Here is a 13,545-nt window from a genome sequence, read left to right on the forward strand (position 1 = left end):
GCGCCTAGGCTGACGGCAATCCGCAAAGGACGTCCCAGATGCGCCTGCTTCCCGCCGCCCTGCTGGCCCTCGGCCTCCTCGCCGTCCCGGCCGCCGCGCAGACGATCCGCATCGGCATCGCGTCCGATCCGGATGTGCTGGACCCGACCCTTTCGCGCTCCGTCGCGGCGCGGCAGGTCTTCATGGCGATGTGCGACAAGCTCATCGAGGTGGACGACCAGGGTGGCCTGGCGCCGCAGCTCGCGACGGCGTGGGAATGGCAGGAGGACGGCCGCGCCCTGCTGCTGACGCTGCGCGAGGGCGTGCGCTTTCACGACGGCACGGCGCTGGATGCCGAGGCGGCCGTGGCCGGGCTCAACCGCCACATGACCGCGTCCGGCTCCACCCGGCGCGGTGAGATGGGCCCCGTCACCGCCATCGAGGCCGCGGGGCCGATGCAGGTCCGCATCCGCCTTTCCGAGCCTTTCGCGCCTCTGCTGGCGGCGCTGTCCGACCGCGCGGGCATGCTGGTCTCGCCGCGCCAGGCCAATGTCCTCGGCGCGGAATTCCAGGCCGCGCCCGCTTGCGCCGGGCCCTTCCGCCTGACCCGCCGTGTGGCGCTGGACCGCATCGAGCTGGAGCGCTTCGAGGGCTATTGGAATCGCGAGGCCATTCACGCCGAGCGCGTCATCTACCGACCCATCTCCGACACCACCGTTCGCGCCGCCAATCTGCGCGCCGGATCGCTGGACGTGATCGAGCGGGTGAATCCCTCCGATGTCGGCACGCTGCGCGGCGATCGCCGCGTGCGGCTGCTGGAGGGGCCGTCGCTCGCTTCGGTCTATATCGCCGTCAACGTGGCCAACGGCCCCAGATCCGACACGCCGCTCGGGCGCGACCCGCGCGTGCGCGCGGCGCTGGAGGCCAGCATCGATCGGGACATTCTCAATCGCGTGGCCTTCGAGGGTCTCTTCCGCCCCGGCAACCAGTCCACGCCGCCGGGCCATCCGCAGCATATCGCGAGCCTGCCGGTGCCGGGGCGCGACGTGGCCCGTGCCCGCGCGCTGCTGCGCGAGGCCGGTCAGGAACGCGTGCGGGTCAAGCTCTCGGTGCCCAACACCACGGAATACGTGCAGGCCGCCGAGGTGCTGCAATCCATGGCGGCCGAGGCGGGCATCGCGCTCGAACTGCAGGTGACCGAGACGGCCACGCTGCTGCGGCAATGGACGGCCGGGGATTTCGAGGCGCTGATCATCGCCTGGTCAGGCCGCACGGATATCGACGGCAATCTCTGGGGCTTCAACGCCTGCCGGGAATCCCTCAACGGCGGGCGCTATTGCAGCGAGGCGGCGGATGCGGCGATGCGCGAGGGCCGCACCCGCGTGGACCCGGCGGCGCGCCTCGCCGCCTATGGCCAGGCGATGGAGATCCTGCTGCGCGACCGCCCCTATATCTACCTCTGGCACCCGACCTGGTTCTTCGGGACGGGGGCCGCGGTGCGGGGGCTCAGGATGGTGCCGGACGGCCTGATCCGGCTGCAGGGGCTGCGCCTCAGCTAGCGAGGGTCATCCGCACCGAGATATCCGCCGCCGGCGCCGAATAGGGAGCGGAGGTCACCAGGATATCCGCGCCCGCCTCGGCATAGGCGCGCGCATTGGTCTCGTTCACGCCTCCCGCCATCGCGATGACGGGCCGCTTGGACATGCCCGACATGGAGCGGATCGCCTCGGCCACCTGCTCGGGCGAGAGCTTGTCCACCTGCACGCAATCCACGCCGGCGGAGGCGAACCACGCCACCTCGTCGACATTCTCGGCCTCGACCGTGATCTTGCGTTCCGGCTGGGCGGCGCGCAGCTCCGCGACCCAGAGATAGGGCGGCTTGCGGCCGAGGAAGGCGCGATGCTGCGGGAAGACCAGCACGCTGTCCGACAGCCCGAGCCGATGCGGCGCGCAGCCTCCGGCCATGATGGCCTTCATCATCACATCCTTCGTGCCGGGCAGATGCTTGCGCGTGCAGGTGACCGAGACGTTGGGCTTGCCCTCGCGGGCCGCCAGCAGGATGCGTCGCGCGCGGGTGGCGACGCCCGAGGCGACCTCCAGCAGCGTCTGGGCCACCTTCATGCCGCGATGCAGCGCGGCCGCGCTGCCTTCGGCGAGCAGCAGCTCGGACCCCGCCTCGACCTGGGCGCCGGAGGAATGAAAGCGCTGTACCGAGCGGCAGCCGGCGAGGAGCATGACGCGCTCGGCATCCTCGACGCAGCAGGCGACGATGGTGGAGCGCGTCGCGAAGAGTGCCTGGCCCGGCATTCCGCCGATGCCCAGGCCCGATGTGGTCGCGTCGCCATAGGGGACATCTTCGCGCAGCATCGCCAGGAGACGGTCGTCGGGCAGGGGGAAGGGCATGCCGGGAATCCTTCAACAGGGCGGCAACCCCAGGGGATCCGCACTTTACTGGCCCTCAGATCAGCAGGAACCGGCGCATCCGGCCAGAGCTCCTGCTTGAGCCCTGGGACGCGGGAGGGGCATGGCAGGATCGGCCACGGGCCAGGGCGCGCGAGAAGAATTCCCGTCGTGCGGCGGAATTTCCAGGGCTAGGCTGAGATAAAATGACGTTCCTGGGCATGGAGACGGCGATGTCAGCAAGTTCCCGGATCGGCGCGGGAGGCGCCATGCAGCGGCCGGACTGGGCCTCCCGGATCGAGCCCAGTCCCGATTACGACAACACCCGCGTGGTGATCGTCGACGCGCAGACCTTCCTCGACGTGCTCGGGCGCGGAGCCAAGCGCGACGAGAACCCGGGCATGGACCGCTGGAACAACGAATTGTCCTGGCTGTTCAACGCGCCGCCCAGCGAGATCCGCATCAAGCTGAACGACCAGATCCATAAGGAGTTGCTTCAGCAGGGCGGCGCCGGGCTGATCGCGCAGCAAGGCGCCTTCATCGACGCCTATCGGCAGAGCGGCAAGATCGTCGTGGATCGCGGCGCGGTGCCCTTCTTCGCCAGCGGCCGGATCGCGGTCTATCAGCAGGTCCATGCCGCCCTGGCGGCGACGGGCAATCTGGGCAAAGGCGACCTGCCGATCGCGGCGGATGGCATCACCAACCGCCTGCGCATCATCTCGCATGACAAACGTTTCATCGACGGGATGGAGAAGGCGCTGCGAAACGGCGCGGTGAAAGCGGTGCTGAAGGCGTGGGGCCTGCCGGCCGACAGGGACAGGATCTTCATCCAGCCGACCCGCAGCGCCCTGTGATTGCCCCGTCCTGATTGCCTCGCCGCGGGCTATCGCTCCGCGTCGACCGCGCGCCATTCATGCGTCAGGTCGTCCAGCTTGGCCTTGAGATCCGCCGGCAGCGCGCCCTTCTCGGCGGCGGCGAGGGTGTCCACCAGCTGCGCCGGGCGGCTCGCGCCCACGATCGGCGCGGTGATCGCCGGGTTGGAGATCACCCAGCGCATCGCCATGGTCGCCATGCTCATCCCGGCCTCGGCAGCGACGGGCTTCAGTGCCTCGACCGTCTCGAATTCGCGCCGGTTCCAATAGCGCTCCTGATAGCGCGGCCCGGCCTCGCCGAGGGTGAAGCGCGATCCGGGCGTCGGCGGCGCATCGGCCAGGTGCTTGCCGGTGAGCATGCCGCCGGCCAGCGGGTTGTAGGGAATGACGGCGATGCCCTCCTCCTCGCACATGGGCAGGAGGTCGCGCTCATAGGCGCGGTAGAGCATGTTGTAGCGCGGCTGGACCGAAGCGATGCGCACGAGGTGACGCAGCTCGCTATGGCCGAGCGCGCGGGCGATCTTGTGGGCCGCCCAGTTGGAGACGCCGATATAGCGTGCCTTGCCCGAGCGCACGACGCTGTCCAGCGCTTCCAGCACCTCGAGGATCGGCGTGTTCGGGTCCCAGTGATGGATCTGGTAGAGGTCGACGTAATCGGTGCCGAGGCGCTTCAGCGAGGCGTCGATGGCGTCCAGGATGTGCTTGCGCGACATGCCGCCATCCCAGGGCTTCGGCCCCATGGCGCCGAAGCATTTGGTGGCGAGGATGAAGCTGTTCCGCTTGCCCTTCAGCCAGCCGCCGACGATCTCCTCCGTGCGGCCCAGCGTCGGCTTGCCGCCGCCGAGCGGATAGACGTCGGCCGTGTCGAAGAAGTCGATGCCGCCCGACGACGCCGCATCCATGATGGAGTGGCTGGTGGGCACGTCGCATTGCAGGCCGAAGGTCATGGTGCCGAGGCACAGGCCCGAGACGCGCAGCCCCGTGCCGCCGAATTTCACATGCTTCATTGATCGTTCCCGCCTTTGACGTCCCAGGCGGGATTTCACATCCGTTCGCGGCGAAAGGGAACGGGGCCCCTGCCGGGAGATCAACCCGCCGGCTTCCGCGCCGCCATCAGGTAGTTCACCGCCATGTCGCGCGAGAGGCGGAAGCCGCCCAGCGCGCCCGGCGCCATCCCGGCCGTGTCGGTGACCGCGAGCCCGGCCCCGCGCAGCAGCGCCCCCAGCTCCGAGGGGGCCAGGAACAGCTTCCAGTCATGCGTTCCCACCGGCAGCCAGCGCAGCAGGTGCTCGGCGCCGAGGATGGCGAAGAGCCAGGAGCGCCGCGTCCGGTTCAGGGTGGAGAGCACCACCGTCCCGCCCGGCCGCACCAGCCGCGCCAGGGCGGCGCAGAAGGCCGCCCGCTCGGCGGGGGGCACGTGCTCGATCACCTCCAGGGCGATCACGGCGTCGAAACCGCCCTCCTCCAGGCTTTCGGGCGTGCCCTCCCGATAGTCCACGACCACGCCGGATTGCGCGGCATGCACCCGCGCCGCCTCCAGGGCCGCGCCGGCGGCGTCCAGCCCCGTGACGACGGCCTTGCGCCGGGCCAGCCATTCCGAGGCGAGCCCCGCACCGCAGCCCACATCCAGGATTCGCAGCCCCTCCAGCGGCCCCAGCTGCCCCGCGACCCAGGCCATCCGCACCGGATTCATGGCGTGCAGCGGCGCCATGGGGCCCCGCGCATCCCACCAATCGGCCGCCAAAGCGTCGAACTTGGCGACTTCTGTCGCATCGGCGGAGCCCGCCGTGTTGCCCATCTGCGTCATGCCCGGTATCTGACGCGCCCCCACCTCCACCGCAAGGCCCGGGCCCAGTCCCGGGTCCGAGGGCCAGGAACGAGCATGTCCCGTATCGTCATGAAGTTCGGCGGCACTTCCGTCGCCGACCTGGACCGGATCCGCAACGTCGCGGCCCGCGTGAAACGTGAGGTCGACGCCGGCCATCAGGTGGCCGTGGTCGTCTCGGCCATGTCCGGGACGACGAACCAGCTGGTCAAATGGTGCCAGGAGCTCTCGCCGCTGCATGATGCGCGCGAATACGACGTCGTCGTCGCGACCGGCGAGCAGGTGACGATCGGCCTCACGGCCATCGCGCTGCAGGCCGTCGGCGTCGAGGCGCGCTCCTGGCAGGGCTGGCAGGTGCCCATCCTGACCGACAACGCCCATGGCAAGGCGCGCGTGGACAAGATCCTCGGCGAGGAACTCATCAAGCGGATGGAGCAGGGCCAGGTGCCCGTGGTCGCCGGCTTCCAGGGCCTCGAGCCCGGCCGCAACCGCGTGACGACGCTGGGCCGCGGCGGCTCGGACCTCTCGGCCGTGGCGCTCGCCGCCGCGCTGAACGCCGACCGCTGCGACATCTATACCGACGTGGACGGCATCTACACGACCGATCCGCGTATCGTTCCCAAGGCGCGCAAGCTCGACAAGATCTCCTATGAGGAGATGCTGGAGCTGGCCTCGGTGGGCGCCAAGGTGTTGCAGACCCGTTCCGTGGAGCTTGCCATGAAGGCGAAGGTTCGCGTGCAGGTACTTTCCAGTTTTGAAGACAAGCCAGGCTCTCTGGTCGTGGATGAGGACGAGATCATGGAGAAGCCGATCGTTTCCGGCATCGCCTATTCGAGGGATGAGGCCAAGGTCACTCTGCGCCGCGTGCCGGACCGCCCGGGCGTGGCCGCGCGCATCTTCGGGCCGCTTTCGGACGCCAATGTGAACGTGGACATGATCGTCCAGAACATCGGCGAGGACGGCAACACGGACATGACCTTCACGGTCGGCCGTTCCGACTTGCCGCGCGCCAGGGACATCCTGGAGAAGGCCAAGGCCGAGCTGAACTACGGCGAACTGATCGCCGACGCGGACGTGACGAAGATCAGCGTCGTCGGCATCGGCATGCGCACCCATGCGGGCGTCGCCTCGACCATGTTCAAGGCGCTGTCCGACAAGGGCATCAACATCCAGGTGATCTCGACCAGCGAGATCAAGGTGTCGGTCCTCGTGGCCGCGGACTACACCGAGCTGGCCGTGCGCGCGCTGCACACCGCCTACGGCCTGGACGCGGCCTGATGGATCAGGCCGCCCCCGTCGCTCCCGCGGCCGCCTTCGCGGAGATCGACCGGCTGATGGCGCGGGGCGCGGCCTTCTTCGGCACGCGCTACGCCCTGCTGGCCGGCGCCATGTCCTGGGTGAGCGAGCGCAATCTCGTCGCCGCCATCTCCAATGCCGGGGCCTTCGGCGTCATCGCCTGCGGGGCGATGGAGCCCGACCGCCTCGACCAGGAGATCGCCGGCACCAAGGCGCTCACGGACAAGCCCTTCGGCGTGAACCTGATCACCATGCATCCCCGGCTCGAGCAGCTGGTGGATGTCTGCATCCGGCACGGCGTGACGCATATCGTCTTCGCCGGCGGCATTCCGCCCGGCTCGGCGATCAAGCGGGCCAAGGACGGCGGGGCCAGGATCGTCTGCTTCGCGCCGGCCTTCGCCTTGGCCAAGAAGCTGATCCGCTCGGGCGCCGACGCTCTGGTCATCGAGGGCAGCGAGGCGGGCGGGCATATCGGCCCCGTCAGCCTCAACGTCCTGGCGCAGGAGATCCTGCCGCATATCACCGACGTGCCAGTCTTCGTGGCCGGCGGCATCGGGCGAGGGGAAGCCATCCTCTCCTACCTGGAGATGGGGGCCGCCGGCGCCCAGCTCGGCACGCGCTTCGTCTGCGCGAGCGAGAGCATCGCCCATCCGAACTTCAAGAAGGCCTTCATCCGCGGCGCCGCGCGCGACGCGCTGCCCACGGTGCAGATCGACGAGCGCTTCCCGGTCATCCCCGTCCGCGCTTTGCAGAACGAGGGCACCAAGCGCTTCATGGAGCATCAGGCCGCCGTGCTGAAGCGCTTCCAGTCGGGCGAGCTGGCGAAGGACGAGGCCCAGCTCGACATCGAGCATTTCTGGGCCGGGGCGCTGCGCCGCGCGGTGATCGACGGCGACGTGGAGAACGGCTCGCTCATGGCCGGTCAGAGCGTGGGCATGGTGACGCGCGAGCAGCCCGCCATCGAGATCGTCTCCGAGCTCATCGGCCAGGCGGCCACCGCCTGGGCGGCCCGCCACAAGCCTGCGTGAAGATTCGGCCCGCATGAAGATTCGTGCGGGCGCGCCTTTGGCCTCTTTTGCCGCTGGCCAGGACGGTCTAACCATGCGCCCGTGTTCGACGACATGAAACGCTTCCGCCCCCAGGAGGCCCCCGCCGTGGACGCCGCCCGGCTCGGTGAGGAACTGCGCGATGCGCGCCTCGCCCTCGGTCTCTCGATCGAGGACGTGGCGGCGCAACTGCGCATCCGCCGCGTCTATCTGGTGGCGCTGGAGGAAGGGCGCGTAAGGGATCTTCCTTCCGCCGCCTATGCCATTGGCTTCGTGCGGAATTACGCCGGCTTCCTCGGCCTCGACCCCGGCGACATGGTGCGCCGCCTGCGCGATGCCGTCTCCGGCGTCGGCGCCCGCAAGGCCGACCTCGTCTTTCCCGAGCCGGTGCCCGAGCGCGGCTTCCCGGCCGGCGTGGTGGTGCTGATCGGCGCGGTGATCGCTATCGGCTCTTATGTCGCCTGGTACAACTGGACCGGTACGAGCGACCGCAGCGTGGATGCCGTCCCGTCCGTGCCCGCGCGCCTCGAGCCCGCCGCGCGCAGCGGCGAGGCCCTGCGCCCCAACGCTTCCGCCCCGAGCGGGTCTGCGCCCACCGCCGGGCCCACCGCCGGCGGCCCCTCCACCGGGACGCCGGGCATGCCGCCCTTGCCGGTGCCCACGCCCGTGCCGGTGCAGGTGCCGCCCCCGATCGTGGCCGCCGTCCCCGCCGCTCCCGCGCCGTCGCCCGACCAGTCGCGCATCACGATCCGCGTCAAGTCCGACGTCTGGACCCAGGTGCGCGACACCCGGGCCACGGGCTCGGCGGCGCAGCTGGTGAACCGCGTCATGCGGGCCGGCGAGACCTTCGAGGTTCCCAATCGCGAAGGCCTGGTGCTCTCCGCGGGCAATGCGCTGTCCCTGGAAGTCCTGGTCGAGAACGTGCCCTCGCCGGTCTTCTCCGAACTGCGCGGCGTCCGGCGCGACGTGCCGCTGACCGTGGCCCATCTGCGTCCGCCCACGCCACCGGCCTCCGCGGCCCCGGCCCCGGCGCAACCGCCCGCCCCCGCGCGAGCCAATCCGGCGGCCCCGCGCCCGGCGCAATAGCGAGCGGCGCGCGGCGCCCTTTGGCATCGCGCCGCGCGGGCCTATATTGCGGACGAAACGGGATTCCGAGGACCGCATGAGCTACCGGCCGTATCAGCAGATCGAACGTCGCAAGTCCCGCCAGATTCGCGTCGGCAAGGTGCTGGTGGGTGGGGACGCGCCGATCACCGTCCAGACCATGACCAACACGCTGACCTCGGATGCCGAGGCCACGATCGCGCAGATCCGCCTCTCCGAGGTGGCCGGCGTCGACATCGTCCGCGTGAGCTGCCCCGACGAGGAGAGCACCAAGGCACTGGCCGAGATCGTGCGCGAGGTGAACGTCCCCATCGTCGCCGACATCCACTTCCACTATCGCCGCGCCATCGAGGCGGCCAAGGCCGGCGCGGCCTGCCTGCGCATCAATCCGGGCAATATCGGCTCGGCCGAGCGGGTGAAGGAGGTCGTGAAGGCGGCCAAGGATTACGGCTGCTCCATCCGCATCGGCGTGAATGCGGGATCGCTGGAGAAGCATCTGCTGGAGAAGTACGGCGAGCCCAACCCCGAAGCGCTGGTCGAGAGCGCGCTGTGGCACGCCGACCACCTGCTCCAGAACGACTTTCACGAGTTCAAGATCAGCGTGAAGGCGTCGGACGTCTTCCTCGCGGTCGCCGCGTACCAGCAGCTGGCCGACGCCTGCGACCACCCGCTGCACATCGGCATCACCGAGGCGGGCGGAAAGCGCACGGGCACGGTGAAGTCTTCTGTCGGCCTGGGCTCGCTGCTCTGGGCCGGCATCGGCGACACGATGCGCGTCTCGCTCTCGGCCGAGCCGGCCGAGGAGGTCGCGGTCGGCTGGGACATCCTGAAGTCGCTGCACCTGCGCCATCGCGGCGTGAAGATCATCTCCTGCCCCTCCTGCGCGCGGCAGGGCTTCGACGTGATCCGCACGGTGGAGAAGCTGGAGGAGCGGCTGGCCCACGTGGTGCAGCCCATCAGCCTCTCCATCATCGGCTGCGTGGTGAACGGGCCGGGCGAGGCGCTGATGACCGATATCGGCCTGACCGGCGGTGGTGCGGGCAAGCACATGATCTATTCGACCGGCAAGCAGGACCACACGACCGACACGGACGCCATGGTGGAGCACTTGGTGGGCCTGGTGGAGGCGCGGGCGGCGATCCTGCAGGCTGAGGCGGATGCTAAGAAGGCCGCCGAGGAAGCGCAAAAGCAGGCGATCCTCGCGGCGGAGTGAAAGCCCTCAGGCGGGCGGCGCCACCATGCGGCAGGTGGTAGCCATCCGTAGGCGATCCCACTCGTTCCACCCCTCGACCACCAGGCCGTCCTTGAGGCGGATCATGGACATGCCGGTGACCGTTACGGTCTCCCCGCTCGCGGGGAAGCCGAAGCCGTCCCCGCTATGGGTCAGCTGGGCCGACCAGCGCCCGGCCGCCATGTCTTCGGTTTCCATCACCTCGTGCACGGTGAAATGGACGTCGGAGAAGCTCTCCATGAACTGCTCGAAGAAGGCCCTGAAGGCGTCGGGCCCCTGCGCATCGCCCCCGGCGAGGTCCAGGGCATAGATGATGCCGTCCGGGGCCAGATAGGTCGTGATCCGGTCGGTGTCGTTCTTGTTCCAGACCTCTTCGAACCAGAGGCGGAAGATGGTGCCGGCTGACGGGGACATGGTGGTATCCTTCTGAGGGCCCTCAGGCAGCTCAGGCTAGCGCCGGGCTATCGGTTCAAGGAACGACAATGTACCGATGGGGCTCGGCAAAGCCGCCGCCGCGGCCCTTCTCCCCTTGCCCCCGCTCCACTCCGAGGCTACCCCCGCAGGCCATGTCCAGCCAGAAGCTCCAGCCGCCGCGCGGCACGCGTGATCTCATCGGCGACGAGTTCCGCCGGCACCATCGCGTCATCAAGACCGCCCGGCGCGTCTGTGCGCTCTACGGCTTCGAGGAATGGGCCACGCCCATCTTCGAGGACACCCGCGTCTTCGCGCGCGGCCTGGGCGAGACCTCCGACGTCGTCAGCAAGGAGATGTACGTCTTCGAGGATCGCGGCGGCGACAGCGTCACCCTGCGCCCCGAGAACACCGCAGGTGTCTGCCGCGCGCTGGTCTCCAACGGCCTCACCCAGTCCCTGCCGCGCAAGGTCTTCTATGCCGGGCCCATGTTCCGCTACGAGCGGCCCCAGGCCGGGCGCTACCGCCAGTTCCACCAGATCGGCGCCGAGATCCTGGGCGCGGCCGAGCCGCTCTCCGATGCCGAGGTGATCGCCTGCGGCTACCACATCCAGCAGGAGCTCGGCATCGCCGAGGGCTCGATCCTGGAGGTGAACACGCTGGGCGACACCGAGAGCCGCGACGCCTATCGCGCGGCACTGGTCGAGCACTTCTCCGCCCATCGCGACTCCCTCAGCGAGGACAGCCAGCGCCGGCTGGAGAAGAATCCGCTGCGCATCATCGACAGCAAGGATGCCGGAGACCGCAAGCTGGTCGCCGATGCGCCCACCATCGAGCCCTTCCTCACGCCGACGGCGCGCGCCCATTGGGACGCGGTGCGCCGTCACCTCGAGAGCTTCGGCGTGCCCTTCCGCGAGAACCCGCGCATCGTCCGCGGCCTCGATTATTACAGCCACACCGCCTTCGAATTCGTGACCGACCGCCTCGGTGCCCAAGGCACGGTGATGGGCGGCGGGCGCTATGACGGCCTGGTCGAGGAGATGGGCGGCCCCCCCACGCCGGCCGTTGGCTGGGCCGCTGGCGTCGAGCGCCTGGCCATGCTGATGGACGTGGCCGGCCTCACGCCCCCCGCGCCGCGGCTGGTGACGGTGATTCCCGTCTCCGAGGCCGAGGAGGGCGTGGCGGTGACCGTGCTTCAGACGCTGCGCGCCGGCGGCATCGCGGCCGAGATGGGCTATCGCGGCAATCTCAAGCGCCGCATGGAGCGGGCCAACAAGCAGAATGCCCGGGCGGCCCTCATCATCGGCGAGGCCGAGGCGGCCAAGGGCGTGGTCCAGCTGCGCGACCTCGACGCGGGTACCCAGGAGGAAGTCCTCCTCGCCGATATCGTGGGACGCCTGCGCGGATGAGCCTACCCGCCTCCCTCGACCGGGTGATGATCCGAGCGGCCGAGCTGCGCGCGCAGCTCGAGACCGCCGACGGCGCGCAGGTCGGCACGCTCTCCAAGGAGCTGTCGACGCTGGAGCCGCTGGTGGAGAAGGTCACCGAGTACCGCGCCCTGGAGACCGCCATGGCCGAGGCCGAGGCCATGCTCTCCGATCCCGAGATGAAGGATCTGGCCGAGGCCGAGCTGCACGAGACCAAGCACAAGCTGCCCCGCATGGAGCGCGAGATCCGTCTCATGCTGCTGCCGCGCGACGCGGCCGACGAGCGCAACGCCATCCTGGAGATCCGCCCGGCCGCGGGCGGCGACGAGGCCGGTCTCTTCGCCGGCGAGCTCTTCGCCGCCTACCAGAAATACGCGGAATCCCGCGGCTGGCGCTTCACCGTGCTCGAATACGACGAGAACGAGCTGGGCGGCGTGAAGAATGCCTCGGCCGAGATCGAGGGCAAGGATGTCTTCGCCCGCTTCAAGTTCGAGAGCGGCGTGCACCGCGTGCAGCGCGTGCCGGCGACGGAGACGCAGGGGCGCATCCACACCTCGACCGTGACGGTCGCCGTCCTCGCGGAAGCCGAGGAGGTGGACCTCAAGATCGAGGACAAGGACCTCCGCATCGACACCTATCGCGCCCAGGGCGCGGGCGGGCAGCACGTCAACAAGACGGACAGCGCGGTGCGCATCACCCACATCCCGACCGGGACCGTGGTGGCGATGCAGGAGGAGAAGAGCCAGCACAAGAACAAGGCCAAGGCCATGAAGATGCTGCGCGCCAAGATCTACGACGCGCAGCGCTCGGCCCTCGATTCCGCCCGTGCGGCCGATCGCCGCGGCCAGGTCGGCACGGGCGACCGCAGCGAGCGTATCCGCACCTACAACTTCCCCCAGGGGCGCGTGACGGACCACCGCATCGGCCTGACGCTGCACAAGATCGACCGTGTGATGATGGGTGAGATGGACGACATCTTCGACGCCCTCGTCAGCGAGGACGAGGCCCGCCGCCTCGCGGAGGAAGGGTGAGCAATGTCGGCGCCCTGCTCTGCCAGGGCGGCCGGGTGTTGCGCGAGGCGGGGATCGAGGATGCCCGCTGGGAGGCGCGCGTGCTGCTCGCCCATGCGCTGGATTCGAGCACCGAGGCCCTGCTGCGGGAGCCCCGCGCGGAGGTGGCGCCCGAGGGGGCCGGCCGCTTCCTCGTCCTGCTGGATCGCCGGGCAGCCCGCGAACCCATGGCCCAGGTCATCGGCCATGTCGGATTCTGGACCATCGAGCTGGAGGTCGGGCCGCAGACCCTCATCCCCCGCGCCGATTCCGAGTCGCTGATCGAGGCGCTGCTCGCCGCGGAGATCGCGCCGGAACGCATCCTGGACCTCGGCACCGGCACCGGCTGCCTGCTTCTCGCCGCCTTGGCGGAATTCCCGCAGGCCCAGGGTGTCGGCATCGACCTGGTGCCCGAGGCCGCTGGCCTGGCCCGGCGCAACGCCGCCCGCAACGGTCTGCAAGGACGGGCGAATTTCCTGGCGGGGCATTGGGCGGACGCGATTTTCGGCCGATTCGATGCAATCCTCTCCAACCCTCCCTATATCGAGAGCGGCGTGATCGCCGGGCTGATGCCCGAAGTTTCGCGGCACGAGCCCGCCTCCGCCCTCGATGGGGGCACCGACGGGCTCGACGCCTATCGCGCCATCCTGAGCCAACTGCCTCGTCTTCTGACTTCCCGCGGAATTGCCGTGCTGGAGTTGGGCGAAGGGCAGGGGCCCGCCGTCTCGGCCCTGGCCGAAGCGGCCGGGCTCCGTGTCCGGGGCGGGCGGGAAGACCTTGGCGGAATCACCCGGGCGTTGTTGTTGGAACTGCAACAGAAACCGGTTGGCGGAAGCGCCGATCCCGTCTAGTGTCCGATCGTCAGCAAGGCCTCAGGCCGGCCGACGGGCGAAGCGGCCCCTCCG

The 13,545-nt window shown here is 69.6% G+C and carries 13 protein-coding genes; 9 read left to right on the top strand and 4 right to left on the bottom strand.

The features are described 5' to 3' along the window. Positions 1-38 precede the first annotated feature (38 nt). Positions 39-1,538: an ABC transporter substrate-binding protein gene (locus ACO057_RS02555; protein ID WP_421988780.1), complete on the top strand. Its 1,500-nt coding sequence runs from the start codon at positions 39-41 to the stop codon at positions 1,536-1,538. Here ACO057_RS02555 and modD read toward each other — a convergent pair. After that, positions 1,531-2,382 (bottom strand): ModD protein, encoded by an 852-nt coding sequence (gene modD, locus ACO057_RS02560; protein WP_421988781.1) that lies wholly within the window; start codon positions 2,380-2,382, stop codon positions 1,531-1,533. The two genes, ACO057_RS02555 and modD, sit on opposite strands and share 8 nt — an antisense overlap. A 329-nt stretch (positions 2,383-2,711) precedes the next feature. Here modD and ACO057_RS02565 point away from each other — a divergent pair, with 329 nt between their 5' ends. Further along, positions 2,712-3,233 (top strand): hypothetical protein, encoded by a 522-nt coding sequence (locus ACO057_RS02565; RefSeq protein ID WP_421988782.1) that lies wholly within the window; start codon positions 2,712-2,714, stop codon positions 3,231-3,233. Positions 3,234-3,262: 29 nt separating this feature from the next. On the opposite strand, the gene ACO057_RS02570 is transcribed toward ACO057_RS02565, so the two are convergent. Both ACO057_RS02570 and ubiG read right to left on the bottom strand, forming a co-directional pair. Beyond that, a complete protein-coding gene (locus ACO057_RS02570) occupies positions 3,263-4,258 on the bottom strand; it encodes an aldo/keto reductase (RefSeq protein WP_421988783.1) in 996 nt (331 codons plus the stop codon). An 80-nt stretch (positions 4,259-4,338) separates the two neighbouring features. Then, complete coding sequence (gene ubiG, locus ACO057_RS02575; RefSeq protein WP_421988784.1) at positions 4,339-5,058, bottom strand: bifunctional 2-polyprenyl-6-hydroxyphenol methylase/3-demethylubiquinol 3-O-methyltransferase UbiG; 720 nt, start codon at positions 5,056-5,058, stop codon at positions 4,339-4,341. Between the two features lie 75 nt (positions 5,059-5,133). On the opposite strand from ubiG, the gene ACO057_RS02580 reads away from it, so the two are divergent. The 4 genes from ACO057_RS02580 (at position 5,134) to ispG (ending at position 9,735) form a co-directional block, all read left to right on the top strand. Further along, positions 5,134-6,354 carry an aspartate kinase gene (locus ACO057_RS02580; protein WP_421988785.1) on the top strand — a complete coding sequence of 407 codons (1,221 nt, stop codon included), beginning with the start codon at positions 5,134-5,136 and terminating at the stop codon, positions 6,352-6,354. Then, entirely contained in the window at positions 6,354-7,400 is a 1,047-nt protein-coding gene (locus ACO057_RS02585; protein ID WP_421988786.1) for an NAD(P)H-dependent flavin oxidoreductase, read from the top strand. Before ACO057_RS02580 ends, ACO057_RS02585 begins: the two co-directional genes overlap by 1 nt. A gap of 93 nt (positions 7,401-7,493) precedes the next feature. Continuing rightward, positions 7,494-8,504: a helix-turn-helix domain-containing protein gene (locus ACO057_RS02590; protein ID WP_421988787.1), complete on the top strand. Its 1,011-nt coding sequence runs from the start codon at positions 7,494-7,496 to the stop codon at positions 8,502-8,504. A gap of 76 nt (positions 8,505-8,580) precedes the next feature. After that, a complete protein-coding gene (ispG, locus tag ACO057_RS02595) occupies positions 8,581-9,735 on the top strand; it encodes a flavodoxin-dependent (E)-4-hydroxy-3-methylbut-2-enyl-diphosphate synthase (RefSeq protein ID WP_421988788.1) in 1,155 nt (384 codons plus the stop codon). A 6-nt stretch (positions 9,736-9,741) separates the two neighbouring features. Here the strand turns inward: ispG and ACO057_RS02600 are convergent, their stop codons facing one another. Then, on the bottom strand, positions 9,742-10,167 hold the full coding sequence (locus ACO057_RS02600; protein ID WP_421988789.1) for an ester cyclase: 426 nt from the start codon (positions 10,165-10,167) through the stop codon (positions 9,742-9,744). A gap of 152 nt (positions 10,168-10,319) precedes the next feature. Between ACO057_RS02600 and hisS the strand changes: the two genes are divergently transcribed. From hisS to prmC, 3 genes are read left to right on the top strand one after another with little or no spacing between them, the layout of a single operon-like run. Further along, positions 10,320-11,573 carry a histidine--tRNA ligase gene (gene hisS, locus ACO057_RS02605; RefSeq protein WP_421988790.1) on the top strand — a complete coding sequence of 418 codons (1,254 nt, stop codon included), beginning with the start codon at positions 10,320-10,322 and terminating at the stop codon, positions 11,571-11,573. Beyond that, entirely contained in the window at positions 11,570-12,622 is a 1,053-nt protein-coding gene (prfA, locus tag ACO057_RS02610; protein WP_421988791.1) for a peptide chain release factor 1, read from the top strand. Before hisS ends, prfA begins: the two co-directional genes overlap by 4 nt. Beyond that, positions 12,619-13,491, top strand: a complete 873-nt coding sequence (prmC, locus tag ACO057_RS02615; RefSeq protein ID WP_421988792.1) for a peptide chain release factor N(5)-glutamine methyltransferase — start codon at positions 12,619-12,621, stop codon at positions 13,489-13,491. Before prfA ends, prmC begins: the two co-directional genes overlap by 4 nt. Positions 13,492-13,545: the final 54 nt, after the last annotated feature.

The organism is Roseococcus sp., assembly GCF_965227005.1.
In the GTDB taxonomy this organism is placed as follows: Bacteria; Pseudomonadota; Alphaproteobacteria; order Acetobacterales; family Acetobacteraceae; genus Roseococcus.